The following is a 26,482-nucleotide window of genomic DNA, read 5'->3' as shown; positions in this document are numbered from 1 at the left end:
GTCCTAATTCAAAAGGTATGCCACGGTTGAACGATCATCCGACCTTACAGGCATATATGCAATATCGTCTTCACGGCCCAAAGCGGGGGGCAAGGCGGCCTTTCGCAGGTTGGCCAGCGCCGGGGAAAATCCAGCAATCCCTGTTGCTAAGCGCATGCGTATTTCCGCTGTGAAAGTGCTCTGATCCAGAAACCGGGGGATGGGACCTGAAACTTACCGCAGGCTTACAGCCTGTGTTTGTCGTCTGAAAACCGGGCTTGCGCGGCACGTGCCCATCTTGATTAAATTTCAAGTCTATCCACAACTTATTGCGGCTATCCCCAACAAATAGCTTTACAGGTCGCCGGAAAGGTTCCACCATATCTTGTATGGGCGAGGGGATCAGCCCCCGCTTGTAGAGCAGGCACCTAGCGCTTGGGGCGCTGCCAGACCCCGGCGCTAAAACAAAAAACGAGGTGGCGCTATGGCACTGTCAGAGCAGTTTTTGCAAGAAGACCTTCACCCCATCGATATCGTCGAGCATATTGCCGAACATCACGACTGGGATTTTGATCGTATCGGCGACGATCAGATCGCCATGGCCGTGGAAGGGCAGTGGCGCACCTACTCGATCACCCTTGCCTGGTCAGGCTATGACGAAACCCTGCGCATGGTTTGCACCTTTGAAATGGAGCCCCCTGAAGACAAGCTGCCGGTGTTGTATCACATGCTGAACGATGTGAACGATCACTGCTGGGCAGGTGCCTTTACTTACTGGGCCGAACAGAAACTGATGGTCTATCGTTATGGTCTGGTGATGGCCGGCGGGCAGGATGCCAGCCCAGAGCAGATCAATACAATGATCAACGCGGCCGTCATGAGCGCCGAGCGTTACTATCCGGCTTTCCAGCTTGTGGTCTGGGGTGACAAAACCCCTCAGGACGCGCTTCAGGTCGCCATTGCAGAGGCGTACGGGCGCGCGTAACACTGTCCCCCGTAATCCAAGACAGGTACGGGGAAATTTCTGATGGACATGAGACATGTGGCCGAAAGTGGCTTGGTATTGCTGGGCTGTGGCAAGATGGGGTCGGCCATGCTGCAAGGCTGGCTGAAGGATGGTTTGCCGAACACATCGGTCTGGGTTATTGATCCGAACCCTTCTGACTGGCTGCGATCAACAGGCGTTCATATCAACGCGGATCTGCCCAAGTCTCCTGCTATCGTACTGATCGCAGTGAAACCGCAAATGATGGGCGCGGCCTTGCCGGCGATTGCCGCGATGGGCAATGGCGACACATTGTTCGTTTCGGTAGCAGCAGGCACGCCCATTGCGGCTTACGAAGCGGCGCTGGGGGCAGAAAGCCCGATCATCCGTGCCATGCCCAATACCCCTGCCGCTGTAGGGCGCGGTATCACGGCTATCATCGGCAACTCCTGCGCCAGTGATGCACAGATGGATCTGGCCGAGGCGTTGCTATGCGCCGTCGGGCAGGTCGTGCGGTTGCAGAACGAGGGCCAGATGGATGCCGTCACCGGGGTTTCGGGATCAGGGCCGGCTTATGTGTTTCACATGATCGAATGTCTGGCCAAAGCAGGAGAGGCGCAGGGGTTGCCACCTGAATTGGCGATGCAATTGGCGCAGGCCACCGTTGCGGGCGCAGGCGCATTGGCTGAGGCTGCCGAAGAGAGCCCCGCACAGTTGCGGGTGAATGTGACCAGTCCCAATGGCACAACGCAAGCCGGGCTAGAGGTGCTGATGAATGAAGAATCCGGATTGCCCCCTTTGATGGCCAAAACGGTAGCCGCTGCCTCGGATCGCTCAAGGGAGTTGGCAAATGGCTGAGATCACGTTCGATGATTTTCTCAAGGTGGATATCCGTGTCGGCCGGGTTGTGCGTGCCGAACCCTATCCCGAGGCACGCAAACCTGCGATCAAGTTGTGGATCGATTTCGGACCTGAAATTGGCGAGAAAAAAACCAGCGCGCAGATCACCGCCCATTACACACCCGAAAGCCTTACGGGTCGTCAGGTGATTGCCGTTGTCAACTTTCCACCACGCCAGATCGGCAGGTTTATGTCCGAAGTTCTCGTGTTGGGGTTGTCCGATGGTCAGGGCGATATCGTTCTGTTAAGCCCCGATCAGGACGTCCCTGTTGGAGAACGAATGCATTGAAACGAGTGCTGTTGACCCGGCCTTTGCCGGAACGCGTGATCAAGGCTGCGCGCGAAAGCTTTGAAGTGGAAGTGCGCGACGAAGTTGCGCCATTGAAAGTGGGCCAGATGCGTGCCGCACTGGCGCTATATGATGGGGTTTTACCAACGCTGGGCGACCAGTTCTCGGCCGAGGTTTTCGCGGGCAATGAAAACTCCCGTTGTAAGATTTTGGCGAATTTTGGTGTGGGTTATAACCATATCGATACCACGGCGGCTGCGGCGGCAGGGGTGATTGTCACGAACACGCCCGGGGCGGTGACCGACGCCACGGCAGATATTGCCCTGACTCTGATGCTGATGTCTGCCCGCCGCGCTGGCGAAGGCGAAAGGATGGTGCGCGCAGGCCGCTGGGCCGGATGGAACCCGACCCAGATGCTGGGGCTGCACATGACTGGCAAGACGGTCGGAATCGTCGGCATGGGGCGCATCGGGCAGGCCATCGCGCGGCGCTGTCATTATGGGTTTGACATGCAGGTCATCTACATGAACCGCAGCGAGAAGGAATTGAACTTTTCAACCGAGCGCGCAGGAATGGAAGAGCTTCTGGCGCGGTCGGATTTTGTTGTTCTAAGTGTTCCGGCAACACCCGAAACACATCATCTGATGAATGCCGAAACACTGGGTCTGATGGCGCCACATGCGCATCTGATCAATATCGCCCGCGGCGACGTGGTGGATGAGGCCGCGTTGATCAGGGCATTGCAGGCCCGTCAGATCGGCGGGGCCGGGCTGGATGTGTATGAACACGAACCAAAAGTGCCTGATGCACTGAAAGCGTTGGACAACGTGACCCTGCTGCCGCATCTGGGAACGGCTGCGCTGGAAGTGCGAGAAGCGATGGGGATGATGGCGGTTCGGAATCTGCGGACCTTTTTTGCAGGCAAGGCGCCGCCGAACAAGGTGAACTGAGCAAGGCCCGGGCAGAGCGACCCCACCCACCCGCCCGTCGCTCCGCCCGGGCCCGGAATTTTGTGCCGCGCCGTCAGTCTTGACCCGGGGGCCGCGTTGGGCTGATCTGGCTGGAACGCATTGGAGGCAGAACATGCATAAACCCGCCATCACAGGCACCGGGGTTTTCACCCCCGATCAGGTCATCACCAATGACGAACTGGTTGCCGCCTTCAATGCCTATGCCGAAAAGTTCAACTCCCGGAATGCGGCGGCGATTGCGGCAGGTCAGATCGAGGCAAAACAGCCGTCATCGTCTGAATTCATTGTCAATGCGTCGGGGATCCATCAGCGTTATGTGATGGACAAGACCGGAGTGCTGGACCCCGATGTCATGCATCCGCATCTGCGCCAGCGCAGCGATGACGAACCGGGGATCATGGCAGAAATGGCGCTGGAAGCCTGCCAGAAGGCACTTGCAAAGGCGGGCAGGACCGCCGCCGAGGTTGATCTGGTGATTTGTGCCGCGTCAAACCACGAGCGCGCCTATCCGGCGATTGCCATTGAGATACAGGAACTGCTGGGCGCAGGCGGCTTTGCTTTTGATATGAACGTGGCCTGTTCGTCGGCCACATTCGGGATGCAGGCGGCCGCCGACATGATCCGGTCGGGCAGCGTTCGCTGTGCATTGGTGGTGAACCCCGAGATATGTTCAGGCCATCTTGAGTGGCGTGACCGCGATTGTCATTTCATCTTTGGCGATGTGTGCACGGCCGCCGTACTGGAGCGGGCCGAAGATGCGCAAGGCGCCCATTTTCTGATCCAGTCCACCCGTTGCGCAACGCAGTTTTCCAATAACATCCGAAACAACAACGGCTATTTGCGCCGCACCCGCCCGGCGGGGGTGGTGGACAGGCGTGATATGCAGTTCATGCAGGAAGGCCGCAAGGTATTCAAAGAGGTGCTGCCGCTGGTATCGAAACACATCGCCAGTCATCTGGCCGAAGAAGGTATCGAGCCAGATCAACTCAAGCGCCTGTGGCTGCATCAGGCCAACAAGGCGATGAATGATTTTATCGGTAAAAAGGTTCTGGGTCGGGCGCCAGAACCGGGAGAGCAGCCCAATATTCTGCAGGATTATGCCAACACATCCTCTGCCGGTTCAATCATCGCGTTTTCCAAATACTCGGATGATTTACAGCTGGGTGATAGCGGTCTGATCTGTTCGTTCGGTGCGGGATATTCAGTTGGGTCAGTGTTGGTTGAACGAGCCTGAGCCCCGCCAACGCTTTAACGAAGGCGTTGTTTTGTTGCGATGACAAGAAAACGGACGGGTGAGACCGTTGCAGCTTGCCTGGCGCCACCGGTTGGAAGCGAACTTCCGGGGATGGAATGCGATGGCACCGCTTCCGACTGCTTGACAACAGTAAAGGACACTCTTGTTGTATCCGGTCTCACCCTTTGTCCCGCGCTGGGGACGCAGAACACTTGTTACCCCCCCGAAAACACCGGGATTGCTTTACAAATGACATTTCGGGATAAAGCGATTAATGGGAAAAGACTTTGGGATTTCCCCGCTTCACGGCGGGCCCTTTACAGGGATGGATGTATGTCAACGATGGGTAGTTATTTGAAAAAGCACACCGAGGCACTGGTCAAGGACGTGGGTATCGAACCAGCGTGCGTTTTGACCGGCAAGTCCAAGGCGACGCTGGGGCGGTATTATTCCGATCACGCAGAGCATGCGGATCGCTTCATGCCAATAGATGCCGTGGCAGCGCTGGAAGAGGCGGCCTCATACCCCCATGTAACAAGCGCTTTGGCCGAGTTGAAGGGCATCAGCCTGTCGTTTGACGAACGCCGCCGGAACGCAAATGAAAAGGCCAGCGTGAACAGCGATGTCATCGCGCTTTCCCAACGGTTTGCCATGCTTATGGCCGAGTATCAGCAGTCGATCGAGGATGGAGTCATTACCGTGAACGAGGCCAAGCGGTTGCTGCGCGAGACGACAAATTTGCAGCAGGTGCTGATCGACATGAAGCTGCACCTGGAAGAGGAATCCGTCTGAAACGTCTGCGAATCGGACAAGCGCAAGACGTGGTGCGGGCCGCTCTGACGGCGCTGGATTGTCCGCATTACTCTGGGTGACGTAACGTTATTATGACGTTGAAATCTGCAGGGATGGCTGTGCATCACCAGTTTCAGGCAGGTGTGGGTCGACACATAGTTTCGCCATGTACGCCCGGCTGGGTCACTGAATTTGAATCATCAAGATTTTCACTGGCACATATCCGCACGATCCATTTGCTCCGCCTTGCAAATGTGATCTTTATGGGTCGCTCCCGCACAGCAAGACTTTTTACAGAAATCCAGCAATGATCAGAAGCAGAAGTTTTTCCGGCCTGTTCAAGCAGGGCACGCGACTGCTGGCCAGAAGTTAACTCAACGAAACAATACGCAATTTGCACGCGCGCACTAGGATCAGCAATCTTGGCATCGCTGCCTGAGGAAAAAGTGCACTGTTCGATACCTGAGTTTCTACCTCTTCTGGATGCGTTCGGCGATCAGGCGAATACCGTCCTCGATCCGTTCGACCGGAATCGAAGAATAGCCCAGCCTGAAAAATTCCGTGGGAGCGTTATCGCCATTAAAAAATGGCGCGCCCGGCTCGATTACGACTCCGTCGTTTATCAGCTCTCTGGCCAGGTTTTCCGTGTTAATCCCTGAGGGCGCCCTGATCCAAAGACTGGACCCTCCAAATTGGGCGGCGCCAGCGATCTCCAGATTGGTCTTACCGAGCGCCTCAATCATTGCTTTCCGACGTTGCGCAAATTTCCGGCGCATATCGCGAATGAGCAAATCATAGTGCCCCTGCGCCAAAAAATATGCGGCTGTGCGTTGCAGGTGACCTGGCGGATGACGCAGCATCATCGAGCGCAGTTCCCGCGCTTCCGCGATGACCGGTTCGGGTCCGACAAGGTACCCCAGCCTGAGGCCCGGAAACAGCGCTTTGGAAAAGCTGCCTGCATACAGCACACGCTGGTCTTTATCGTTTGCTTTGAGGGCTGGGCTCGGCGGTTCGATGAAGCTCATTTCGAACTCGTAGTCGTCTTCAACAATCACGAAATCGCGGGCCTGGGCTTGCTCAAGTAGTTGGGCACGCCGCGAACGCGACATCGTGGTCCCTGTTGGCGCATGGTGACTGGGCGTCACAAATACGGCCTTGGTCCCAACCGGAATGTCATCGGGTGGCAACCCATGTTGATCGACGTCAACCGTTGTCACATCAGCACCGCACCACCGCAGGGCTTGGAGGGTGTCAGGATAGCCAGGATTTTCACAAACCGCCTTCAAAGGCGTGCGGGTCAGAAGTTCAATGGCCAGCCAGATCGCGTGTTGTGCACCGACAGTTATCAAAAGCTGGCTCGGGATTGCCGTAATACCACGGCGAGGCAGCATCCTGGACAAGATGTAGTTTACGAGTACCGGGTCATCGGTGGCTTCGTTACTTGCCATAAGATCGAAATCGCGTTTACCCATGGCCTGTCGCGCGCATTCACGCCAAGCCGAGTGCTTGAAAATAGTGCTGTCCATCTCTCCAAAAACAAATGGATACGGCAGCGTCCGCCAATCTTTGGGTTTTATAATGCGTCGGCGCTCTGCGAGATTTTCCGAAAGCAAATCCTTCCAGACGTCGCTGTTTGTGATCGGTTCCTTGAAATCCCCGATCTTTAGTCGCGGTATCGCATCAGTGTCAGCAACGAGATATCCGCTACGGCTCTTGGTCTCCAGGTACCCCTGATCGACCAAATCCTGATAGGCCAAGGTCACTGTCATGCGCGCAACACCAAGATGCTCAGCAAGTTTGCGCGAAGATGGCATGATAGAGCCGGGCAAGGCCTGAGTCGAAAGGATCGACGCGATGACGGCCTCTCTTATTTGCGTCTGCAAAGGCCGTTTTGAGGTGCGGTCAAGAAAGAAAACGTCAGCTGCGATGCGAATTTTGGCCATTCCCCGAATGTTTCAGGCAAAACTGGTCTAAGTCAATAAAGATTCTGGCCCTAACACTGGGTCGCAGACTCCATCTATCGCACATCCAGCTTGGGGGTGGGGCCAATCCTTACCTGCAAGCCGCGCTCAGAAGCGCAAGCAACAATGGGAGTACTTTATGACATATTTTTCACGGATCCTGGCGTCGACAGCGATCGCGCTAAGTGCAACAATCATGAGTGTTGGCATGGCCGATGCGAAAAACTTCAAGATTGCAGTGGGCGACAGCGGTGGCAGTAGCCAGGAAGCAACGGGCAAGGGCTTCATTGCGGCGCTCGAAGAGCTGTCCGGCGGCAAGCACACGGCGACCATGTTCCTGAACGGGCAACTCGGCTCCGAGCAGGACACTGTAAACGAAGCCGCGATCGGCACGCTGGACATGTCGCTCCTCGCGATCAACAACGTGACGCCGTTTTCACCAACTGTCGGCGTGTTTTCACTGCCCTACGTGATCCTGAGCCTTGAAGATGCGGAAAAGCTGACACAGGGCCCCATCGGCGCAGAGCTGACCGAGAATACGATCAACGACGCGGGTGTGCGTATCATCGCCTGGACTTACACAGGATTCCGGGTTCTGACGAACTCCAAGAAGCCGGTCAAATCCGTGGCTGACCTTCAGGGTCTGGTGATCCGCGTTCCCAAGAACGAAATCATGATCGACACCTACAAGGCCTGGGGCATCAGCCCGACGCCGATGGCATGGTCCGAAACCTTTGCAGGTCTCCAGACCAAGGTTGTTGATGGTCAGGACAATCCTTACACCACCATCAACGCCATGAAATTCTATGAGGTACAAAAGTACGTCACGAACATCCGCTATATTTTCTCGATCGAGCCGCTGATCATTTCTGAACAGGTCTTCCAGGAACTGTCAGCCGAAGATCAGGCAATCGTTCTGGAAGCAGGCAAGGCGGCGACAGCAGCCTCGGCAAAATTCCTGCGTGAGAAAGAAGCCGAGATCAAGCAAATCCTGATCGACGAAGGCATGGAGATCTCTGACCCCGAGAACAACGAGGAAGAGTTCATCAAGCTGGCAACCGAAGCTGTGTGGCCCAAATTTTACGACAGCATCGGCGGCATCGAAAAATTGAACGCTGTCCTTGCAGAAATCGGACGCGACCCGGTCTCTGAATAATTCGCAATCAAGAAAAAGGGAGGCGTCTATTGGCGCTTCCCTTGACTGAAAGGGAGGGGCTCATGACGAAATTCTGGCACGTAATCGACAATATAGAAAGCTACATCTGTCGCACCTTACTTGCGATATTTGTATGCCTGCTGTTCTTGCAGGTGATCGTTCGTACCTTGTTCGATTTCTCGTTCTCATGGATCGAAGAGCTGTCGATCTATATGTTCGTCTGGTTTGTGTTCTTTGGGGCGAGTTATGCGGCCAAGATGGGCGCGCATAACCGGGTGACCTTTCAATTCAAATTCCTGCCCCCCGGTGCCATCAAATACATCGAGGCCTTTGCCGACTTGTTCTGGGTCTTTTTCAACGTCTATTTCGTTTATCTGTCGATCGATTTCATCTTCAACAAGATGAACAGATTTCAATCGTCCCAGACGATGGGGTTTCACCTCAGCTGGGTCTACATCGTTCTGCCCATCGCCTTTTCCTTGATGACGTTCCGGGTCCTGCAAGTGAATTACAAGAAGATCGTACTGGGTGAAAACCTTCGTGACCCTGATGCCGTCGATCTGGAAGAAATTCGTGCTGAAACTGTAGATATTGAGCAGGAGACTAAATAATGGAATCCCAAATCATCCTCATCCTTTTTGGCGGTTTTTTTCTTTTGCTGGTCATCGGGGCTCCTATTACGGTTGCCCTTGGTGTCTCTACGCTGATCTCGTTTCTCTACCTTGACGAAAACCCGATCAAGTTTGTCCAAATCGCGTTCACGTCGGTGGGATCTTTCCCGCTTATGGCACTCCCTGCTTTCATTCTTGCCGGTGCGTTGATGGAGGCCGCAGGGCTGTCACGACGGCTAATTAATGTGGCTGAGAGTTTCGCGGGACCATTTACAGGCGGAATGTCCGCAGCGACAGTCTTTGCGTGCTTGTTCTTTGGTGCCATCTCGGGCTCTGGTCCGGCAACCACGGCCGCTGTCGGCATGTTGATGATCCCTGCCATGATCGAACGCGGTTACGGCCGCCCCTATGCAGCTGCGATCACGGCTTCGTCGGGTGGTTTGGGCATCGTTATTCCTCCGTCGATCCCATTGATCATCTTTGGCATTGCAGCCCTGGGCATGCCGGCCCCGCCGGAAGCTGTGGAAAAATTTGGCCAGTTTCAAACCGTTTCGATCCCAAAACTGTTTATTGCGGGTTTTATGCCTGCTTTCCTGATCGCGGGCAGCCTGCTGCTTATGAACTATATCATCGCCAAGAAGCGTGGTTATACAGGATCCGCCGAAGGCTGGTCTGCGCGCCAAATCTGGTGCGAAATGTACCGGGGCTTCTGGGCGCTTATGGCTCCTGTGGTCATTCTGGGTGGAATCTATTCCGGTTTCTTCACGCCGACAGAAGCCGCTATTGTCGCGATCTTCTACACCCTGATCGTCGGTACGTTCATTTACCGCGAACTGAACTGGCAGAAACTGTTCACAGCGCTTGAGACCACAACATGGCTCACGGGCCGGGTTTTGCTGATCATGTTCACCGCAACCGTGTTTGGACGTCTTTTGGTTGAGAATCAGATTCCGGCCGTCATTGCAAACGGCATGCTGTCGGTCACCGACAACATCTACATCATCTGGGCGCTGGTGATCTTCTTCCTTCTCTTCGTTGGTATGTTCATGGAAACGCTCGCAACCATCCTGATCCTGGTACCGGTCATGTTGCCGGTTGCCTACAGCGTTGGCATCGACCCGATCCACTTTGGCGTGGTCATGATATGTTGCCTAGGGATTGGCTTTCAAACCCCACCACTGGGTGAAAACCTGTTCATCGCATCGGGAATCTCGAACATCTCGATTGAAAACATATCTGTTGCAGCCCTGCCATTCGCCTTCATCAATACGATCGCGATTTTCATCATTGCCTTTGTGCCCGAGATATCGCTCTGGCTGCCCAGGCTCCTTGGATATTGATCGCAGGTCGGAAAGGAGTTTCCCATGAAATCGACTATCACACATATTCTGTGCGCCACGGATCTGTCCAAACATTCGGCCTACACGATGTGCCATGCTGCCAGCCTGGCCGCCGCAACCGGGGCCAAGTTGCACATGGTGCATGCCGTGCAGCCAATGAGTGACGATGCCAAGATCACCTTGCAGATGTTTATGCAGACCACCGGTGCAGGCGAAACAGCGATGAAGGCCAGACATGACCACGCCAAAGCGGTGATGGCCGAGCGGCAAAAGGCATTTTGGGCGCACGTACATGACGAAGACCAGGAAGTACAAAAGCAGGTCGAATCCATCGAACTAATCGATGGCTATCCTGCCGAAGTGATCCTGCGCCGTTCGGCTGAGCTTAAGTGCGATCTGATCGTCATTGGCGCGCATGAGCACGGCTATTCCCAGACTTTCCTTGGCACCGTCGCAAAACGTGTGCTGCGCCGTTCATCTATTCCAACACTGGTCGTTCCTTACCGGGACGACGATGCTCATTCCTAACCCTTACAAAACTTCGGAGACTACAATGTCCAAGACCCTTACTGCGCAAGACCTGTCCGATACATTCGATGCGTTCAACCGCCACGACGTTGACGGCGTCATGACCCATTTTGCTGATGATTGCGTTTTCTACACCGTCGGTGGAGACGAAGTATATGGCGGCAAAGTTGAAGGTGCTGCTGCAATCGCCAAAGCATTTTCAGCAGTCTGGGCCGGTATGAAGGACGCCCACTGGGATCACCACAGCCACTTTGTGCACGGGGATCGCGCCGTATCGGAATGGACCTTTTCCGGCACCGGCGCAGACGGAATGCGCGTCGAGGCGCAGGGGGCCGACCTGTTCACGCTGAGAGATGGCAAAATTATCGTCAAACAGGCGCTGCGCAAGTCCCGCCCTCCCTTCAAAGCATAACACCCAACTGGTTACCGGAGCATTTCGATGCCTGATTCAAAGAGACCCCGCCACTGGCCCAAGGCCAGCTATGATCCGCGCTATGATCCCATCATAGATGCAGGCCCCGGCCATAACCGGGACTATGCGCCAACCTATTGGATAGGCACCGCCGGGACACCGCCCGAAGATGATGGGCCCGTGTCCGGTGACATGGATGTGGATGTCGTCGTGATCGGATCAGGCTACACTGGACTGTCTACAGCGATCCATCTGGCCAAGGAACACGGCATCAAAGCGACGGTTCTAGAGGCCAATACCGTCGCGTGGGGCTGTTCCACACGCAACGGCGGCCAGGCGCAGATCTCGTCCGGGCGTCTCAAAAGATCCCAGTGGATTCAACGCTGGGGCGTCGATGTCGCCAAGAAGATGCACGGCGAAGTGACCGAAGCCTTTGAGTTGTTCAACGATCTGATCGGATCCGAGGATATCGAGTGCGATCCGCAAACCGGTGGCCACTTCTACATAGCCCACCGTGCCAAGGTGATGCCGAAGCTTGAAAAAGAGAGCGCCTTGATGAACGAGGTGTTCGGCTATGGCTCGCGGATCATCGGGCGCGAAGAACTGCACGAACATCACGTGCGCGATCAAGAAGCGCATGGTGCGATGTGGGAACCGGACGGCACCTCGATCCATGCCGCCAAACTGGCGTTCAGCTATGTGCGTCTTGCCCGCAAACTGGGGGCGACGATCCATACGGCCAGTCCCGTTATGGGCTGGAAGATCAAGAACGGCGTGCATCACCTGACGACGCCCGGCGGCACCGTTCGCGCACGTGCCGTGGCCTTGGCGACAGCGGGATACACACCACCGGGATTGAACGAAAAGACAAAGCATCGGCTAATGCCGATCCTGTCAAACTCGATCGTCACCCGCCCGCTGACGGAAGACGAAAAGGCCGAGTGCGGGTTTCAGACAAAATCGCCGCTGACCGACACGCGTACCCTGCGCCACTATTACCGCTTTTTGCCTGACGACCGCGTTCAAATCGGAAGCCGCAGCGCAATCACGGGTCTGGACGCCGAGAACCCCAAGCACCTGGCGCTTTTGCAAAACGGACTATACCGCAAGTTCCCGGCCCTGACGGACATCGACCTTGATTATTCCTGGTGGGGATGGGTGGATGTCAGCCATGACATGATGCCGCGTATTTTCCAGCCAGATAAGAAGCAGACGATCTTTTATGCCTTGGGCTATGGCGGCAACGGCGTGATGTATTCTGCCCAGGCCGGCAAGCGTTTAGCACAATTGGTCGCCGGCGAAGGAAAAGAGCTCGATCTGCCGATCTTCACCTCGGCTCTGCCAAGCCACGGCATCCTGACGCCTTTCCGGCGGTTGGGCCAACGGATGATGTACCCCTACTACCATCTTCGCGACGAAATTCTCTGACACCCCTGATAATTGGATAACCAAAATGAAAATGACCACTGAAGAGGCCTTTGTTAAGGTCCTGCAAATGCACGGCATCGACAACGCCTTTGGGATCATCGGTTCCGCGATGATGCCGATCTCTGATCTCTTCCCTGCTGCAGGCATCAAGTTCTGGGATTGTGCGCATGAAACATCCGGCGGCATGATCGCGGACGGCTATACGCGCGCCTCCGGCAAGATGTCGATGGCAATTGCGCAGAACGGCCCCGGCATCACCAACTTTGTGACGCCCATCAAAACCGCCTACTGGAACCACACACCGATGCTGCTGGTGACACCGCAGGCCGCGAACAAGACCATCGGTCAGGGTGGTTTCCAGGAAATCGAACAGATGAAACTGTTCGAAGACATGGTTTGCTATCAGGAAGAAGTGCGCGATCCGTCCCGCATGGCCGAAGTGCTGAACCGTGTGATTGAAAAAGCATGGCGCGGCTGTGCCCCTGCACAGATCAACATCCCGCGCGATTACTGGACACAGGTCATCGACATCGAACTGCCGCAGATCATCCGTCTTGAGCGCCCGCAAGGCGGCACGAAAGCGGTCAAGGAAGCGGCAAAACTGCTGTCCGAGGCAGAGTTCCCCGTAATCCTGAACGGCGCGGGCGTAATCCTGTCTGGTGGTATCGACGCCTCTGCCAAACTGGCAGAAGCACTGGATGCTCCTGTGGCCTGTGGCTATCAGCACAACGATGCGTTCCCCGGTTCGCACCCGCTGGCTGTTGGCCCGTTGGGCTACAATGGTTCGAAGGCAGCGATGGAACTGATCCGGCAAGCCGACGTTGTTCTGGCCCTTGGCAACCGTTTGAACCCGTTCAGCACGCTTCCCGGATACGGTATCAACTATTGGCCAACGGATGCGAAAATCATCCAAGTGGACATCAATTCTGACCGTATCGGCCTGACCAAGAAGGTCGACGTTGCAATTCAGGGCGACGCCAAGGTTGTGGCCGAGCAGTTGTTGGCGCAACTCAGAGATGGCGCGGGTGACAAGGGCCGCAAGGAGCGGGTTGATCTGATCGGTTTGACCAAATCCCGCTGGGCTCAGGAACTGTCGTCAATGGACCATGAAGATGACGCGGACGAAGGCGTCACATGGAACGAGCGGGCACGCAATCGTCAGCCCGACCATATGTCGCCCCGTCAAGCCTGGCGCGCGATCATGTCGGCGATGCCCAAGGATGCGATCGTATCTTCTGACATCGGCAACAACTGCGCCATCGGCAACGCGTACCCGTCCTTTGACAAAGGGCGCAAGTACCTGGCACCCGGCCTGTTTGGCCCATGTGGTTATGGCTTGCCCGCGATCCTGGGGGCTAAAATTGGCTGCCCGGATGTACCCGTTGTCGGCTTTGCCGGGGACGGCGCCTTTGGTATCTCGATGAACGAGATGACGGCATGCGGTCGTGGCGACTGGCCAGCGATCACGATGATCATCTTCCGCAACTACCAGTGGGGCGCTGAAAAGCGTAACACCACGCTGTGGTTCGAAGACAACTTTGTCGGGACAGAGCTGAACGAAGGCGTCAACTATGCCGAGATTGCCAAAGGCTGTGGCCTTAAAGGGGTGCAGGTGACGTCGATGGCACAGCTGACAGAGGTACTGAACACCGCTGTCAAAGAGCAGATGAAAGACGGTGTAACCACCTTCATCGAGGTCATCCTGAACCAGGAACTGGGCGAGCCTTTCCGTCGCGACGCGATGAAAAAGCCGGTCTCTGTCGCCGGTATCAGCGCCGCTGACATGCAGCAGCAACAGATCGGCTAATTGCAAAAAACAAAGGGGACGCGTAAACCGCGTCCTCTTTACACGTCCGATCCAACTTCCACCATTTATCAGTGCCGCGACGCATACCATGCGCGCGGCCAAGGAGCTTTTGTCCGATGGCCATACCATTGACCTCTCCCAGTGACTTCTTTGGTCGCATTCCGACGTTCCTTTCCGAAAATGGGCCCGGGTTTGCAGTTTCGGTTGTTGTCGCAGCAGCGGCCCAATTCCTGTCCGATCATTACGGTGCGCCCGCGATGCTGATGGCCCTGCTATTGGGCATCGCCTTCCATTTTCTTGCTGAAGAAGGGCGCTGTGTGCCGGGTATCGCGCTCACTTCAAAGACGGTACTGCGCATTGGCGTTGCCCTGCTGGGCGCGCGCATCAGTGTCGAGTTGCTGATCGGTCTGGGTCCGCAACTGATCGGGCTTGTCGTGGCCGGTGTCATCCTGACCATCCTTTTTGGCCTTCTTGGGGCCAGACTTCTGGGGCGTGGTTGGCGATTTGCGCTGCTGACGGGCGGCGCGGTTGCCATCTGTGGTGCTTCCGCCGCCATGGCAATCGCGGCCGTTCTGCCCAAGAATGAGCATTCCGAGCGAAACCTGATTTTTACCGTCCTCAGCGTGACGGTATTGTCGACAATAGCCATGATTGCCTACCCCATCATCACCGCCGCACTTGAGCTTGATGACATTGCGGCAGGTGTATTCCTTGGCGGCACGATTCACGACGTTGCACAAGTGGTTGGCGCGGGCTTTTCCGTAAGCAATGAGACCGGAGAGACAGCTACCTTGGTCAAACTGATCCGGGTTACTATGTTGGCGCCCGTTGTATTGACCTTTGCCTTGTTGATCCGTGCATTTGCCGAAGATGACGCAAGAAAGGATGGCAAACGCCCGCCATTGATGCCCTTTTTCGTAGTGATGTTTCTGGTGCTGGCCGCAATCAACTCCTTTGGGTTTATTCCAGAGTTCGCTCAGTCTTTCCTTGCGGATGTGTCAAAGTGGGCTTTGTTGGTTTCCATCGCCGCCGTGGGAATGAAAACATCGCTTAAGACGATCTTTGATGTGGGCGGGCAGGCGATTGTTCTGATCGTCGCTCAGACCATCTTTATCGCTGGGTTCATTCTTTATGGCATCACTCATTTCGCCAGCTAAACCGGAAAGGATATACCACCATGCGCGTGATTGATTTCAAAGACGAGGGCCCCATCGCCAAACGCCGCCTTGCAGACCTGCCGGACCGGGTTGTTGAAGGGGATCCGCACCATGAAACACAAATGCGATTTACCAGCACGGACGGGACTTTGCTGGCGGGGACATGGACCAGCACACCCGGCAAATGGATCGCCTTTGCAGACCGCGATGAGTTTTGCGTGCTGCTGACGGGCCACGTCAAGCTGATCTCGGAAGAAGGCACGGAACAGGAATTCCGCAAAGGTGACAGTTTTCTGATCCCCAACGGGTTTCGCGGCTTTTGGCATGTTCTTGAAACGACAACCAAGCATTTTGTGATCAGAGATTACACGGCAGGTTAACATCCGCCCATATTCAAATATTCTGTTGCCACGGTGACCTGCCGGGTGTGAACCTGACCTGAATTCCAAGGAGAGTCGGGCGCATGACCCTAGCAGATGTCATTGTAATTGGGGGCGGCATTGCCGGTATTTCGGCTGCGGCGGAACTGGCGGCGCATGCCAAAGTTGTGGTGTTGGAAGGTGAAAAGCAGCTTGGTTATCATTCAACCGGCCGTTCGGCTGCGGTTTTCATTCGCAACTACGGCAATGCCACGCTGCGCGCGATAAATGCAGCGGCCGAGCCGGTTTTCATGACCCCCACCGGAATCAGCGAAACATCGCTTTTGTCACCGCGCGGGGTGATGTTTGTGGCAGACAAGGACGAATTGCCGAAACTGGACGCCTTTGCGCAAGGCTCTTCAGGACTTGAGCGGCTGACTGCAGCCGAAGCGGTGGAGTTTGTGCCGATCCTGCGTGGTGACCGGATTGCAGCGGCGATGCTGGAGCCCGCGGCGCAGAATATCGATGTGGACCGGATGCTGCAGGGCTATGTACGACTGCTGAAATCGCGTGGCGGGCAGGCGCTCACTGGCGCAGGAGTGACCGACCTGCACCGTCAAGGCGGCGTCTGGCAGATACGCACCGCGCTGGGCGACTTCAGTGCACCGGTTGTCGTTAACGCATCGGGGGCCTGGGCAGATGAGATCGCAAAACTGGCGGGTGTAGCCTCGGTGGGTCTGACACCTTTACGCCGCTCGGCGGCGTTGATTCCGGCACCTGAAGGATATGCTTCGGAAAACTGGCCGGTGTTCGGCTCAATTGCCGAAACCTGGTACGCCAAGCCCGAGGCCGGTAAACTGATGGTGTCCCCTGCCGATGAAGATCCGGTCGCCCCGCACGATGCCTGGCCCGATGATATGGTTCTGGCCGAAGGCCTGTACCGGTTTGAACAGGCGGTCACCGTTTCGGTCAGGCGGGTCGAACACAGTTGGGCGGGTTTGCGCACCTTTGCGCCGGACCGCACTCCGGTGGTTGGCTTTGATCCTGATGCAAAAGGATTTTTCTGGCTGGCAGGGCAGGGGGGTTATGGCGTACAAACAGCCCCGGCACTGGCGCGCCTGATGGCGGCGCTGGTTGCAAGCCAACAACCTGAACTTGACGCAGGGACCATTGCGGCCCTGTCACCTGAACGATTTTACTAACCTCAACCAAAGGATTTCCAAGATGTCAGATATCACCCGCCACCACGTTGGCGACCGCATGAGCCAGATCGTCACCCACAACGGCACTGTCTATCTGGCCGGTCAGGTCGGCAACCCCGGCGACAGCGTGGCCGATCAGACCAAAACCTGTCTGGAAAAGGTTGATGCACTGCTGGCCGAGGCAGGGTCAGATAAAACGCGTATCCTGCAAACCATCATCTGGTTGGCGGACATGTCGGATTTCGCCGAGATGAATGCTGTTTGGGACGGATGGGTTGCCCCGGGTCATGCCCCGGCCCGCGCCACAGGCGAGGCCAAGCTGGCCACACCGGCACATCTGGTCGAATTCATCGTGACAGCTGCGGGCTAATAAGCGCACCCAACTTGTTGAACCAACGCCAGGATGGTCCTGAAATCAGGGCTGCGCGGGGCGCGTCCAAGGCCAATGGACGCGCCCTTTTGATTGCGCTATCAGGCGGGTAACACCGATTGAAGAAAGGCGCGCCCATGTCCGGCCACGGCACTCCCACACCGATGACGTCCCACAAGTCCGGGCCTTTGTCCGGCACCGCCGAAGTCCCCGGCGACAAGTCGATCTCGCACCGGTCGCTGATACTGGGGGCGATGGCGGTAGGCGAGACGCGTATTTCCGGCCTTCTGGAAGGTGAAGACGTACTGGATACCGCCAAGGCCATGCGGGCGTTTGGGGCTGAGGTGACTGATCATGGAAACGGCGAATGGCGCGTTTACGGCGTTGGTGTCGGCGGCTTTGCCGAACCTGAAAACGTGATTGATTGCGGAAACTCGGGCACAGGAGTGAGGCTGATCATGGGGGCGATGGCAACATGTCCGATCACAGCCACGTTTACCGGGGACGCCAGCCTGAACAAGCGGCCCATGGCACGGGTGACCGACCCGCTGGCGCTGTTTGGTGCGCAGGCGGTGGGGCGCTCGGGCGGGCGGCTTCCAATGACGATTGTTGGCGCCGCTGATCCGGTGCCGGTGCACTATGTGGTGCCGGTGCCCTCGGCGCAGGTGAAATCAGCGGTCTTGCTGGCCGGACTGAATGCGCCGGGCAAGACCGTGGTGATCGAACACGAGGCGACGCGCGACCATACCGAGCGGATGCTGGCCGGTTTTGGTGCCGAAATATCTTCCGAACAGACGAATGAAGGCCGGGTGATCACCCTGACCGGCCAACCCGAACTCAGGCCGCAAACCATCGCTGTTCCGCGTGATCCGTCGTCGGCGGCCTTTCCGGTTTGTGCGGCCATCATCACGCCCGGCTCGGATGTGCTGGTGCCCAATATCGGGCTGAACCCGACACGCGCTGGCCTTTTTACCACGCTGCGCGAGATGGGGGCGGACCTGAACTATGAAAACGAGCGCGAAGAAGGCGGTGAACCGGTGGCCGATCTGCGTGCCCGGTTCTCGCCTGATCTCAAAGGTATCGAAGTCCCGCCCGAGCGTGCTGCCAGCATGATTGACGAGTATCCGGTGCTGTCCGTGGTGGCGTCCTTTGCAAAGGGCCAGACCGTGATGCGCGGCGTAAAGGAGTTGCGCGTCAAGGAAAGCGACCGGATCGAGGCAATGGCATCCGGCCTGCGCGCTGGCGGAGTCGAAGTCGAAGATGGCCCCGACTGGTGGATCGTACATGGCCGCGGCCATGGGAATGTGCCCGGCGGACAGGTCTGTGCCAGCCACCTGGACCACCGGATCGCCATGTCATTCATGGTGATGGGCATGGCCACCCAGGCGCCTGTCAGCGTAGATGATGGCAGCCCTATTGCGACATCCTTCCCGATATTCGAACCGCTGATGTCGTCCCTGGGGGCCGATATCCGGCAGGGATGATTAAAGGCTGAATAGCCCGATTCTGAAACAACACGTTTTGGCTGAAATCTGGGATCCTTGCTCGCGTTTGCGGGCCGGGCCTACAATTGCGTGCGCGATCAAGAGACATAGAACAAAAAGCTCAGGAGGATCTTAAATTGCTGGATATGTTCCCACCTCAAAGAGTTGGCCGCATTTACCTGACTGAAGGCGGTATTGAGACTGAAATCATGTACAAAGATGGTTTTGAGCTACCGCATTTTGCGATGTTTCCGCTTCTGGATGATCCTGACGCCGTCGCGGCCATGAAAGGCATTTGGCGGCGGTCCCTGTTGGTGGCTGCGGAAACCGGTTGCTGCGCCATCATGAACGGTCTGGATTATCGGGCCAGTCCGGATTGGGGGGCATTATTGGGATATTCGCCTGCAGAACTGGCGGCTATGCAGCATCGTTCAATTGATTTTCTGCGCGATATCGCGAAGGAATTCGAACACGACATCGAGACGATCCATATCTCGGGTACCATAGGGCCGCGCGGTGATGCCTATTCACTTAACAAGGCAATCACCGAAGATGAGGCAGAAGAGTACCATTCTGTCCAATTATCTACGTTAAAAGAGGCCGGCGTTGATATGGCCTGGGCCATGACATTCAACAACCTGCCTGAAAGTGTCGGTGTTACGCGTGCTGCAAAGTCTGCCGGGTTACCCTTTGCGATGGGGCTGACCCTTGATAGCAGCTGCAAACTGAAATCCGGCCCAACGCTTGCTGAAGCAGTTTCTCATATTGATGATAAAACCGATTCAGGGCCAGATTTTTATGCCTGCAATTGTTCCCACCCGCTGGAGTTTGAACCGGCGCTGGACGGGGGAGACTGGATGAAGAGGCTTCGTTGCATCCGCCCGAACGCATCCGCGATGGAGAAAATCGCCTTATGCAAGCTGGGCCACCTTGAAGACGGGGATCCCGTAGAACTGGGGCAGCAAATGGCGGATGTGGCACGACGACTACCGCATATGGATATTTTCGGCGGCTGCTGCGGAACGGATGAACGGCATTTGAAAGAGATTGCTATCAATGTTCGCAAATCCCGCGAGGGTGCGGCCGCTTAAGGCGTGAGCGGCGCTTCTTCGTCCTCGGCGCGAAAATTTTTGTTTGCCCTTTGGTAAAACCTCGCCAACTCAGATCAGACGTGCCCCCTGTCCGCTCAGGGCCTCGGTTGCTGCGGCAAACCGGTCAGGGTGTATGCTGGCAATTCCGTCGCGGATGAGGGCCACGTCATAGCCGCGGTTCAGTGCGGCCTGTGCGGTTTTGGCCACGCAGTGTTCACCGTCCAATCCGGCGATTTTCAACGTTCCGATGCGCAGCACCCGCAGTACCACATCCAGCTCGCCGGTTTCGAAACCGTCTTGCACGCGTTTGATCACCAACTGGTCGGCAACTTCGGAAAAGGGCGGGGCCAAACCGGTCCCAGCGGTGCCGCGTATCGCTTCACCATTCATCGTAAGGCGCGCCAGCAGCCGGGTGCTCAGGGTTGACCATTCATGGCGCAGCACGATCACCGGTTGGTCTTTCTGGCGTGCCAGCGCGACCTCGCGCAGAACTGCGGCTTCAACCCGCGCGCGGGTTTGCGCATCATAGTGTGCGTCGTTCCAGAACACGCCCTGCAAGTCCACCAGTAACAGGGCGCTGCCCGGGCGCGGCGCGATCGCCGGGCCCTGGGTGGGGCGCCGGATGTAGCGGATGGTGAACGTCACCCAAAGGGTCAGGGCGCCGAAGATTAGAAGAATCAGCGCAGCAGGGGTCATTTTTCCCGGCCATCGTTTATCTGCCGGAGCCCGGATAGAACGTGTTGTGCCACGCTGAGCGCGGTATCAACGTCACTGGCGCTCAGCCGGTCAGCGATTCGCTCGACCGCCGCCATTTCCTGTGTCATGACATCCTGTATCAGGTCGCCGCCTGCCTTGGTCAACACGATCAGCGGCGAGGTGCTGTGGCGCGGGTTGGGGCGCTTTTCGGCTAGCCCGTCTGCTATCACCTCATTCACCATCACCTGCACATATTGCCGCTTGATCTGCAGGGTCTGGGCTAGCGCCGGAACAGGTTGCGAGCCATCGCGGGCAAGGATTTCAAGCACCGCACGCATCCGGACGCTCAGGCCTGTGCCTGCCAGACCGCGCGCCACAGCCTCTTCAAGCTGGGTGACAAGCGGTCGGGTCATCCAGATGAAATCATAAAGGGTATGGGTTTTACTCATGACAGATAGGTTGTCATATTGACATGTTGATTGTCAAATAACGTCATGCTGACGAAATCCAAACCAGGATGGTCGCAGCCGAGGACGCGCGGAAAAGGGCTGCCTATACCCTGGCAGAAAAGAGAAAGGGAAATACATGCGGGGAAGTTGCCAGTGTGGTGCCGTTCGGTATGAGGTCGCCGGACCGTTGCGGCAGGTTGTGGGTTGTCATTGCAGCCAGTGCCGCAAGACATCTGGTCATTACGTTGCCGCAACGCAATCTGTTGGAAAAGACCGGCCTGAAATGGTACCGTTCAAGCCCCGGCGCGCAGCGCGGGTTCTGCAGAACTTGCGGCATTTCGCTATTCTGGCAGGAAGACGGAAACGATCATATTTCAGTAATGGCGGGTACGCTGGACGGGCCGACAGGGTTGTTGATGGAGAGGCACATTCATGCTGACACAAAAGGCGACTACTATAAGTTGCCGGATGGGGATCGGGTGGACCAGTCCACGCTGAAATTCCGCTAACTGGACCGGCGTCTTGATCTTGGTCAGAGACTTCGGCAGTCAGTCCTTTAGGCTGTAAAATGACTAGACAAGGAGAGACCCATGACAGCCCCGTTGCAGGATTTGTTTGTGCTGGACATGACGCATGTTCTGGCGGGGCCCTTTGCCTCGATGACCTTGGTCGATCTTGGGGCCAAGGTGATCAAGGTGGAGCGCCCGGGATTGGGGGATGACACGCGCGCCTTTCCGCCGTTCAAGGATGGGCAAAGCGCCTATTTCGCGGCATTGAATCATGGCAAGCAGTCAATCGCATTGGACCTGAAGGCCGAAGAGGACCGCGCAATATTTGAACAGCTTCTGGCGCGAGCGGACATGGTTCTGGAAAATTACCGCCCCGGCACGATGGAAAAGCTTGGCTATGGCTGGGAAGACTTGCACCGGAAATACCCTAGCCTGATCTATGGCGCGGCCAGCGGTTTTGGTCATACCGGGCCCGACGCACACCGGCCCGCCTATGACATGGTTGTTCAGGCGCGCGGCGGGGTGATGTCGATCACCGGCGAAAAGGATCGTGACCCGGTGCGCGTGGGTGCCAGCATCGGCGATATCGTGGCGGGCATGTATCTGGTGCAGGGCGTGTTGGCGGCACTGGTAGACCGACAAAAGACCGGGCTGGGCCGCAAGGTGGATGTGGCCATGCTGGACAGTCAGCTGGCCATTCTGGTGCACGCCATCGCAATTACCACCGTGACAGGTATACCGCCTGCGCCCACGGGGGCACGACACCCGTCGATTACGCCGTTCGAAACATTCAATGCCTCGGATGGCCTGTTCGTGATTGCGGCTGGAAATGATGTGCTGTTTGCAAGGCTGTGCGACGTGCTGGGCTTGCCTTTGGCGCAGGATCCACGATTTGCCACCAACCCGGCGCGCTGCGAAAATGCCCGCCTGCTGAAGCGTCTGATCGAGGCGTTGACATTGGAGCACCCCAAATCACACTGGATCACGGTGCTGGAAGCCGCAGGCGTACCCACCGGCCCGATTCAGAACCTGACCGAAGTTCTGCGCGATCCACAAATCCTTGCGCGCAACATGGTGGTGGATGTTCTGGGGGCGGATGGAATGCCTAAATACGTGGCCGCAGGCAATCCGATCAAGCTGTCTGGCATGGCGGATCCAACCACGCGACGTCCGGCGCCAACGCTGGATGGCGACAGGCACGAAATCTCGCAATGGGTGAATAACTTGTGATATGGTGTTGAATACACTTGGAGCCGGTAGGCGCAACGGTCTAGGCTGATACATGGCCAAATCCGCGTTTCCCCCCGAATCTGCGCCCGCTCCCAGGCCGCCGCCCTTGCGGGTTGCGGTTTTTCGAACGCTTGCGCGGCTTTTGGCGATCGTCCTGTTTGCTGTGGCAGTGCAGCAGTTGATGCGCTGGGCTGAAGCGTGGCTTGCGGCCAGCCAGTTTGACTGGGCAGTGCCCTGGCTGACGTTTGCGGTGCTGCTGATCTATGCGCTGCTGATTGCCATTCCGTTTGTGCCGGGAGTCGAGATCGGATTGTCCCTATTGATGATCAACGGGGCAGATGTGGCGCCTGCGGTCTGGCTGGCAACCACTCTGGGCCTGTCGCTGGCTTACATGGTTGGGTGCAAAGTGCCCTTTCGCTGGCTGCACCGGGTGTTTCTTGACCTGCACATGACGGGGGCCTGTCAATTGCTGGAACGGTTTGAACAGTTGCCGTTGGATGAAAGGGTGAACTTCCTGATCTCGCGCGTACCGAGAAGATGGGGCAAATGGGTTGTGAAATACCGCTACCTGAACTTGGCCATCCTAATCAATATTCCCGGTAACGCATTGATTGGCGGCGGTGGGGGTATTGCCCTCATATCGGGCATGTCGGGGGTTTTTCGGGTGCCGCAGGCGCTGTTGACCATCGCGCTGGCCACAGCCCCGGTCCCGTTGGTAGTGTGGCTCTTTGGCTGGAAGATTCCCTGGTATTAAAGCGTTTCGAAATCAAGTTGATCCGCAGCTTGAACTTGAAACAGCCACAGCATTGATAGGGCCAGGGAATTTCGACTTTTTGTGCTGAACCAACAATAAGTCGAAACGCTTTAGGCGCAAGTCGGCAAACATGCCGCCAAGGTGCATTTTTCTGCCGGTTGCGGGATGTTTCCTGTCTGATTACGCCCTATGTTCGCCCTGAAACAGGCATTTTAGGAACAAGGTGCACGCATGTCCAATGATCCTCTTGTGGTGTTTACACCTTCAGGAAAACGGGGCCGGTTTCCAGCCGGTACGCCGGTTCTGACCGCCGCGCGGCAGCTGGGGGTCGATCTGGATTCGGTCTGTGGTGGGCGGGGTATTTGCTCGAAATGCCAGATCACGCCCAGCTACGGCGAATTTTCCAAGCATGGCGTGACCGTTGCAGACGATGCCCTGTCCGAGTGGAATTCGGTTGAACAACGCTATGACGACAAGCGTGGTTTGAAAAAGGGCCGTCGTCTGGGATGTCAGGCACAGATCATGGGCGATGTGGTCATCGACGTGCCTGAAGAAAGCCAGGTGCACAAGCAGGTGGTGCGCAAACGAGCCGAGGCGCGCGAAATCATCATGAATCCGTCGATACGGATGTATTATGTCGAGGTGCAGGAGCCCGACATGCACGAACCATCGGGTGATCTGGAAAGGCTTGCGTTTGCGCTGAAGGATCAGTGGGGGCTTGAGGGTGTCAAGGCCGATCTGAATATATTGCACACGATGCAGCCTGCCCTGCGCAAGGGCCAGTGGAAGGTGACAGTGGCAGTGCATCATGGCAACGCCACCCAACCGGCCAAGGTCATGCATATCTGGCCGGGCTACTACGAAGGCAAAATCTACGGGCTCGCAGTTGATCTGGGCTCTACCACCATCGCGGCCCATCTGTGCGATCTGGACAGTGGCGAGGTTGTTGCGTCTTCCGGCATCATGAATCCGCAGATCCGCTTTGGCGAAGACCTGATGAGCCGGGTCAGTTATTCGATGATGAACAAGGATGGCGCCGCCGAAATGACCCGCGCCGTGCGCGAGGGCATGAACACCCTGTTTGATCAGATTGCAGGCGAGGCCGGGATCGACAAGGGGCTGATCGTGGACGCAGTCTTTGTCTGCAACCCGGTCATGCATCACCTGTTTCTGGGCGTCGATCCGTTTGAGTTGGGGCAGGCCCCCTTTGCGCTGGCGACGTCTTCGTCGCTGAATCTAACGGCTGCCGAGCTGGATCTGAAAATTCATCCCTCTGCCCGGGTCTATATCCTGCCTTGCATCGCGGGCCACGTGGGCGCGGATGCCGCCGCGGTTGCCCTGTCAGAGGCGCCGGATAAATCCGAAGATCTGGTGCTGGTGGTTGACGTGGGCACCAATGCCGAGATTCTGTTGGGCAACAAGGAAAAGGTACTGGCTTGCTCATCCCCCACTGGCCCCGCTTTTGAGGGGGCACAGATCAGCTCGGGCCAGCGCGCGGCACCGGGAGCCATCGAACGGGTCGAGATTGACCCTGTCACCAAAGCACCGCGGTTCAAGGTCATTGGCAGCGATTTGTGGTCGGATGATGACGGATTTGCCGAGGCAATTGCGGGCTCGGGTATCACCGGTATCTGCGGGTCCGGCATCATCGAGATGGTCGCCGAGATGCGCATGCAAGGGATTGTGGATGGCCCCGGCCTGATCGGATCGCCCGACCAGACCGGTACGGATCGCTGTTTTCTCGACGGCCGCACCTATTCCTACATGGTCTGGGATGGCAGCGCCGAGGCTGGGCCAACCATTACCGTGACCAACCGCGATATCCGCGAGATCCAGATGGCCAAGGCAGCACTTTATTCAGGCGCAAGGCTGCTTATGGATAAGTTCGGTGTCGACAAGGTGGATCGCGTGGTGCTGGCCGGGGCATTCGGTGCGCATATCAGCCCCAAACATGCTATGGTTCTGGGCATGATCCCCGACGCGCCGCTGGACAAGGTTACCAGCGCGGGCAATGCCGCGGGCACCGGCGCGCGGATCGCCCTGTTGAACACCGACGCGCGGGCCGAGATCGAACAGACGGTGCAGCGCATTCACAAGATCGAAACCGCGATCGAGCCGCGCTTTCAGGAACATTTTGTCAACGCCTCCAACATCCCCAACGCGGTCGAGCCGTTTCCGATTCTGGCCACCGTTGTCACCTTGCCGGATGTGAATTTCAACACCGGCGGCGGCGACAATACGGATGGGGGGCGCCGACGCCGGCGTCGCGGCTAAAGCAAACCTGCCAAAAGGGCAGCGGGGCCTCTGCAGTTCTCTTGCCTTTTTGACACAAAAAAACCGGGCAGCGGAATCTCCGTGCGCCGGGCGTGGTATGCTTTATCGCAGCCCGTCAAGGGCGGCGGTTGTCTTTCAGTACAGATCAGGCTCGTATTCGCGGCCTTCACCCTCGGCTGGAGAGTACATATTGATTTCCATGCCGCAGTTAACTTCTTTCAGTGTCGGTGCAGTCCAGGCCATATTTTACCTCCCATGGCAGATTATCTTGCCGTCAGCTTAGTCACAGACCCGATTCTGGCAAATGATCCTTTGGTCGTAGGCCTTCGGGTGGTTCCCGCCCCGATCGTTTCTCGGGGCGCGGTATGTTTCTCACGCGTTATTGAGGGCTCTTTTTGTCATGACGGTGACGAGATGTGCGCGGTAGGTTCCTGAGCCGTGGAGGTCCGAGATCATGGTTGATGCGTCGGGCGCGAGGCCGTCCAGGGCGTCGGGGTGGAAGTTGGCCGACAGG

28 protein-coding genes and 1 pseudogene are annotated in these 26,482 nt (G+C 56.9%); 23 read left to right on the top strand and 6 right to left on the bottom strand.

Annotated features, from left to right (window positions below):
* Window positions 1–3: 3 nt before the first annotated feature.
* Window positions 4–156, bottom strand: a complete 153-nt coding sequence (locus tag PEL8287_RS20115) for a hypothetical protein (protein WP_176228690.1) — start codon at window positions 154–156, stop codon at window positions 4–6.
* A 307-nt stretch (window positions 157–463) separates the two neighbouring features.
* Between PEL8287_RS20115 and PEL8287_RS17900 the strand changes: the two genes are divergently transcribed.
* The 6 genes from PEL8287_RS17900 to PEL8287_RS17875 all read left to right on the top strand — a co-directional run bounded on the left by PEL8287_RS17900 (window position 464) and on the right by PEL8287_RS17875 (window position 5,150).
* Window positions 464–964 (top strand): type III secretion system chaperone family protein, encoded by a 501-nt coding sequence (locus tag PEL8287_RS17900; protein WP_085893811.1) that lies wholly within the window; start codon window positions 464–466, stop codon window positions 962–964.
* A gap of 42 nt (window positions 965–1,006) precedes the next feature.
* Window positions 1,007–1,822 carry a pyrroline-5-carboxylate reductase gene (proC, locus tag PEL8287_RS17895; RefSeq protein ID WP_085893810.1) on the top strand — a complete coding sequence of 272 codons (816 nt, stop codon included), beginning with the start codon at window positions 1,007–1,009 and terminating at the stop codon, window positions 1,820–1,822.
* Window positions 1,815–2,153, top strand: a complete 339-nt coding sequence (locus PEL8287_RS17890) for a tRNA-binding protein (RefSeq protein ID WP_085893809.1) — start codon at window positions 1,815–1,817, stop codon at window positions 2,151–2,153. Before proC ends, PEL8287_RS17890 begins: the two co-directional genes overlap by 8 nt.
* A complete protein-coding gene (locus PEL8287_RS17885; RefSeq protein ID WP_085893808.1) occupies window positions 2,150–3,103 on the top strand; it encodes a 2-hydroxyacid dehydrogenase in 954 nt (317 codons plus the stop codon). Before PEL8287_RS17890 ends, PEL8287_RS17885 begins: the two co-directional genes overlap by 4 nt.
* 133 nt (window positions 3,104–3,236) lie before the next feature.
* Window positions 3,237–4,358 carry a beta-ketoacyl-ACP synthase III gene (locus PEL8287_RS17880; protein ID WP_085893807.1) on the top strand — a complete coding sequence of 374 codons (1,122 nt, stop codon included), beginning with the start codon at window positions 3,237–3,239 and terminating at the stop codon, window positions 4,356–4,358.
* Between the two features lie 333 nt (window positions 4,359–4,691).
* On the top strand, window positions 4,692–5,150 hold the full coding sequence (locus PEL8287_RS17875; protein ID WP_085893806.1) for a hypothetical protein: 459 nt from the start codon (window positions 4,692–4,694) through the stop codon (window positions 5,148–5,150).
* A gap of 470 nt (window positions 5,151–5,620) precedes the next feature.
* On the opposite strand, the gene pdxR is transcribed toward PEL8287_RS17875, so the two are convergent.
* The gene (gene pdxR / locus PEL8287_RS17870; protein ID WP_085893805.1) at window positions 5,621–7,093 is read right to left on the bottom strand and encodes a MocR-like pyridoxine biosynthesis transcription factor PdxR; all 1,473 of its coding nucleotides are present in this window, start codon (window positions 7,091–7,093) and stop codon (window positions 5,621–5,623) included.
* Window positions 7,094–7,250: 157 nt separating this feature from the next.
* Between pdxR and PEL8287_RS17865 the strand changes: the two genes are divergently transcribed.
* The 13 genes from PEL8287_RS17865 to PEL8287_RS17805 all read left to right on the top strand — a co-directional run bounded on the left by PEL8287_RS17865 (window position 7,251) and on the right by PEL8287_RS17805 (window position 20,056).
* Window positions 7,251–8,267 carry a TRAP transporter substrate-binding protein gene (locus PEL8287_RS17865; RefSeq protein ID WP_085893804.1) on the top strand — a complete coding sequence of 339 codons (1,017 nt, stop codon included), beginning with the start codon at window positions 7,251–7,253 and terminating at the stop codon, window positions 8,265–8,267.
* A 62-nt stretch (window positions 8,268–8,329) separates the two neighbouring features.
* Window positions 8,330–8,878, top strand: a complete 549-nt coding sequence (locus PEL8287_RS17860; protein ID WP_085893803.1) for a TRAP transporter small permease — start codon at window positions 8,330–8,332, stop codon at window positions 8,876–8,878.
* On the top strand, window positions 8,878–10,218 hold the full coding sequence (locus tag PEL8287_RS17855) for a TRAP transporter large permease (RefSeq protein ID WP_085893802.1): 1,341 nt from the start codon (window positions 8,878–8,880) through the stop codon (window positions 10,216–10,218). The genes PEL8287_RS17860 and PEL8287_RS17855 overlap by 1 nt, the downstream gene beginning before the upstream one ends.
* 24 nt (window positions 10,219–10,242) lie before the next feature.
* Window positions 10,243–10,746, top strand: coding sequence for a universal stress protein (locus tag PEL8287_RS17850; protein ID WP_085893801.1), 504 nt, complete (start codon window positions 10,243–10,245; stop codon window positions 10,744–10,746).
* A gap of 25 nt (window positions 10,747–10,771) precedes the next feature.
* Window positions 10,772–11,158, top strand: a complete 387-nt coding sequence (locus PEL8287_RS17845; RefSeq protein WP_085893800.1) for a nuclear transport factor 2 family protein — start codon at window positions 10,772–10,774, stop codon at window positions 11,156–11,158.
* Window positions 11,159–11,185: 27 nt separating this feature from the next.
* Window positions 11,186–12,586 carry an NAD(P)/FAD-dependent oxidoreductase gene (locus PEL8287_RS17840; protein ID WP_085893799.1) on the top strand — a complete coding sequence of 467 codons (1,401 nt, stop codon included), beginning with the start codon at window positions 11,186–11,188 and terminating at the stop codon, window positions 12,584–12,586.
* Window positions 12,587–12,611: 25 nt separating this feature from the next.
* Window positions 12,612–14,393, top strand: coding sequence for a sulfoacetaldehyde acetyltransferase (xsc, locus tag PEL8287_RS17835; RefSeq protein ID WP_085893798.1), 1,782 nt, complete (start codon window positions 12,612–12,614; stop codon window positions 14,391–14,393).
* Window positions 14,394–14,509: 116 nt separating this feature from the next.
* Window positions 14,510–15,550, top strand: coding sequence for a YeiH family protein (locus PEL8287_RS17830; protein ID WP_085893797.1), 1,041 nt, complete (start codon window positions 14,510–14,512; stop codon window positions 15,548–15,550).
* A gap of 20 nt (window positions 15,551–15,570) precedes the next feature.
* Entirely contained in the window at window positions 15,571–15,930 is a 360-nt protein-coding gene (locus tag PEL8287_RS17825; RefSeq protein WP_085893796.1) for a cupin domain-containing protein, read from the top strand.
* An 83-nt stretch (window positions 15,931–16,013) separates the two neighbouring features.
* Window positions 16,014–17,111: an NAD(P)/FAD-dependent oxidoreductase gene (locus PEL8287_RS17820; RefSeq protein WP_085893795.1), complete on the top strand. Its 1,098-nt coding sequence runs from the start codon at window positions 16,014–16,016 to the stop codon at window positions 17,109–17,111.
* Window positions 17,112–17,133: 22 nt separating this feature from the next.
* A complete protein-coding gene (locus PEL8287_RS17815; RefSeq protein WP_085893794.1) occupies window positions 17,134–17,481 on the top strand; it encodes a RidA family protein in 348 nt (115 codons plus the stop codon).
* Window positions 17,482–17,618: 137 nt separating this feature from the next.
* Entirely contained in the window at window positions 17,619–18,965 is a 1,347-nt protein-coding gene (aroA, locus tag PEL8287_RS17810; protein WP_085893793.1) for a 3-phosphoshikimate 1-carboxyvinyltransferase, read from the top strand.
* 146 nt (window positions 18,966–19,111) lie between these two features.
* Window positions 19,112–20,056, top strand: coding sequence for a homocysteine S-methyltransferase family protein (locus PEL8287_RS17805; protein ID WP_085893855.1), 945 nt, complete (start codon window positions 19,112–19,114; stop codon window positions 20,054–20,056).
* Window positions 20,057–20,125: 69 nt separating this feature from the next.
* Here PEL8287_RS17805 and PEL8287_RS17800 read toward each other — a convergent pair whose 3' ends face one another.
* Window positions 20,126–20,752: a cysteine hydrolase family protein gene (locus tag PEL8287_RS17800; RefSeq protein ID WP_085893792.1), complete on the bottom strand. Its 627-nt coding sequence runs from the start codon at window positions 20,750–20,752 to the stop codon at window positions 20,126–20,128.
* Complete coding sequence (locus PEL8287_RS17795; protein WP_085893791.1) at window positions 20,749–21,201, bottom strand: MarR family winged helix-turn-helix transcriptional regulator; 453 nt, start codon at window positions 21,199–21,201, stop codon at window positions 20,749–20,751. The genes PEL8287_RS17800 and PEL8287_RS17795 overlap by 4 nt, the downstream gene beginning before the upstream one ends.
* A gap of 136 nt (window positions 21,202–21,337) precedes the next feature.
* On the opposite strand from PEL8287_RS17795, the gene PEL8287_RS17790 reads away from it, so the two are divergent.
* From PEL8287_RS17790 to PEL8287_RS17775, 4 genes are all read left to right on the top strand, one after another.
* The gene (locus PEL8287_RS17790) at window positions 21,338–21,640 is read left to right on the top strand and encodes a GFA family protein (protein ID WP_442475962.1); all 303 of its coding nucleotides are present in this window, start codon (window positions 21,338–21,340) and stop codon (window positions 21,638–21,640) included.
* A 151-nt stretch (window positions 21,641–21,791) separates the two neighbouring features.
* On the top strand, window positions 21,792–22,940 hold the full coding sequence (locus tag PEL8287_RS17785) for a CaiB/BaiF CoA transferase family protein (protein ID WP_085893790.1): 1,149 nt from the start codon (window positions 21,792–21,794) through the stop codon (window positions 22,938–22,940).
* Between the two features lie 52 nt (window positions 22,941–22,992).
* Window positions 22,993–23,694 carry a hypothetical protein gene (locus tag PEL8287_RS17780; RefSeq protein ID WP_085893789.1) on the top strand — a complete coding sequence of 234 codons (702 nt, stop codon included), beginning with the start codon at window positions 22,993–22,995 and terminating at the stop codon, window positions 23,692–23,694.
* A 231-nt stretch (window positions 23,695–23,925) separates the two neighbouring features.
* Window positions 23,926–25,968: an ASKHA domain-containing protein gene (locus PEL8287_RS17775; RefSeq protein ID WP_085893788.1), complete on the top strand. Its 2,043-nt coding sequence runs from the start codon at window positions 23,926–23,928 to the stop codon at window positions 25,966–25,968.
* Window positions 25,969–26,103: 135 nt separating this feature from the next.
* Here the strand turns inward: PEL8287_RS17775 and pqqA are convergent, their stop codons facing one another.
* Window positions 26,104–26,211 (bottom strand): pyrroloquinoline quinone precursor peptide PqqA, encoded by a 108-nt coding sequence (pqqA, locus tag PEL8287_RS17770; protein ID WP_085893787.1) that lies wholly within the window; start codon window positions 26,209–26,211, stop codon window positions 26,104–26,106.
* Between the two features lie 129 nt (window positions 26,212–26,340).
* Window positions 26,341–26,482 (bottom strand): annotated as a pseudogene (locus PEL8287_RS20370) (FAD binding domain-containing protein); the annotation flags it as partial.

This window comes from Roseovarius litorisediminis (genome assembly GCF_900172295.1).
Lineage (GTDB): Bacteria > Pseudomonadota > Alphaproteobacteria > Rhodobacterales > Rhodobacteraceae > Roseovarius > Roseovarius litorisediminis.
The sequence above is the reverse complement of the archived record's forward strand: the minus strand, read 5'-3'. Positions and strand labels throughout refer to the sequence as shown.

Bases quoted from the DNA above. Each gene is read 5' to 3' on its own strand.
- PEL8287_RS20115 (WP_176228690.1), bottom strand. From the start codon at position 156: ATGCGCTTAGCAACAGGGATTGCTGGATTTTCCCCGGCGCTGGCCAAC.
- PEL8287_RS17900 (WP_085893811.1), top strand. From the start codon at position 464: ATGGCACTGTCAGAGCAGTTTTTGCAAGAAGACCTTCACCCCATCGAT.
- proC (WP_085893810.1), top strand. From the start codon at position 1,007: ATGGACATGAGACATGTGGCCGAAAGTGGCTTGGTATTGCTGGGCTGT.
- PEL8287_RS17890 (WP_085893809.1), top strand. From the start codon at position 1,815: ATGGCTGAGATCACGTTCGATGATTTTCTCAAGGTGGATATCCGTGTC.
- PEL8287_RS17880 (WP_085893807.1), top strand. From the start codon at position 3,237: ATGCATAAACCCGCCATCACAGGCACCGGGGTTTTCACCCCCGATCAG.
- PEL8287_RS17875 (WP_085893806.1), top strand. From the start codon at position 4,692: ATGTCAACGATGGGTAGTTATTTGAAAAAGCACACCGAGGCACTGGTC.
- pdxR (WP_085893805.1), bottom strand. From the start codon at position 7,093: ATGGCCAAAATTCGCATCGCAGCTGACGTTTTCTTTCTTGACCGCACC.
- PEL8287_RS17865 (WP_085893804.1), top strand. From the start codon at position 7,251: ATGACATATTTTTCACGGATCCTGGCGTCGACAGCGATCGCGCTAAGT.
- PEL8287_RS17860 (WP_085893803.1), top strand. From the start codon at position 8,330: ATGACGAAATTCTGGCACGTAATCGACAATATAGAAAGCTACATCTGT.
- PEL8287_RS17855 (WP_085893802.1), top strand. From the start codon at position 8,878: ATGGAATCCCAAATCATCCTCATCCTTTTTGGCGGTTTTTTTCTTTTG.
- PEL8287_RS17850 (WP_085893801.1), top strand. From the start codon at position 10,243: ATGAAATCGACTATCACACATATTCTGTGCGCCACGGATCTGTCCAAA.
- PEL8287_RS17845 (WP_085893800.1), top strand. From the start codon at position 10,772: ATGTCCAAGACCCTTACTGCGCAAGACCTGTCCGATACATTCGATGCG.
- PEL8287_RS17840 (WP_085893799.1), top strand. From the start codon at position 11,186: ATGCCTGATTCAAAGAGACCCCGCCACTGGCCCAAGGCCAGCTATGAT.
- xsc (WP_085893798.1), top strand. From the start codon at position 12,612: ATGAAAATGACCACTGAAGAGGCCTTTGTTAAGGTCCTGCAAATGCAC.
- PEL8287_RS17830 (WP_085893797.1), top strand. From the start codon at position 14,510: ATGGCCATACCATTGACCTCTCCCAGTGACTTCTTTGGTCGCATTCCG.
- PEL8287_RS17825 (WP_085893796.1), top strand. From the start codon at position 15,571: ATGCGCGTGATTGATTTCAAAGACGAGGGCCCCATCGCCAAACGCCGC.
- PEL8287_RS17820 (WP_085893795.1), top strand. From the start codon at position 16,014: ATGACCCTAGCAGATGTCATTGTAATTGGGGGCGGCATTGCCGGTATT.
- PEL8287_RS17815 (WP_085893794.1), top strand. From the start codon at position 17,134: ATGTCAGATATCACCCGCCACCACGTTGGCGACCGCATGAGCCAGATC.
- aroA (WP_085893793.1), top strand. From the start codon at position 17,619: ATGTCCGGCCACGGCACTCCCACACCGATGACGTCCCACAAGTCCGGG.
- PEL8287_RS17805 (WP_085893855.1), top strand. From the start codon at position 19,112: ATGTTCCCACCTCAAAGAGTTGGCCGCATTTACCTGACTGAAGGCGGT.
- PEL8287_RS17800 (WP_085893792.1), bottom strand. From the start codon at position 20,752: ATGACCCCTGCTGCGCTGATTCTTCTAATCTTCGGCGCCCTGACCCTT.
- PEL8287_RS17795 (WP_085893791.1), bottom strand. From the start codon at position 21,201: ATGAGTAAAACCCATACCCTTTATGATTTCATCTGGATGACCCGACCG.
- PEL8287_RS17790 (WP_442475962.1), top strand. From the start codon at position 21,338: ATGCGGGGAAGTTGCCAGTGTGGTGCCGTTCGGTATGAGGTCGCCGGA.
- PEL8287_RS17785 (WP_085893790.1), top strand. From the start codon at position 21,792: ATGACAGCCCCGTTGCAGGATTTGTTTGTGCTGGACATGACGCATGTT.
- PEL8287_RS17780 (WP_085893789.1), top strand. From the start codon at position 22,993: ATGGCCAAATCCGCGTTTCCCCCCGAATCTGCGCCCGCTCCCAGGCCG.
- PEL8287_RS17775 (WP_085893788.1), top strand. From the start codon at position 23,926: ATGTCCAATGATCCTCTTGTGGTGTTTACACCTTCAGGAAAACGGGGC.
- pqqA (WP_085893787.1), bottom strand. From the start codon at position 26,211: ATGGCCTGGACTGCACCGACACTGAAAGAAGTTAACTGCGGCATGGAA.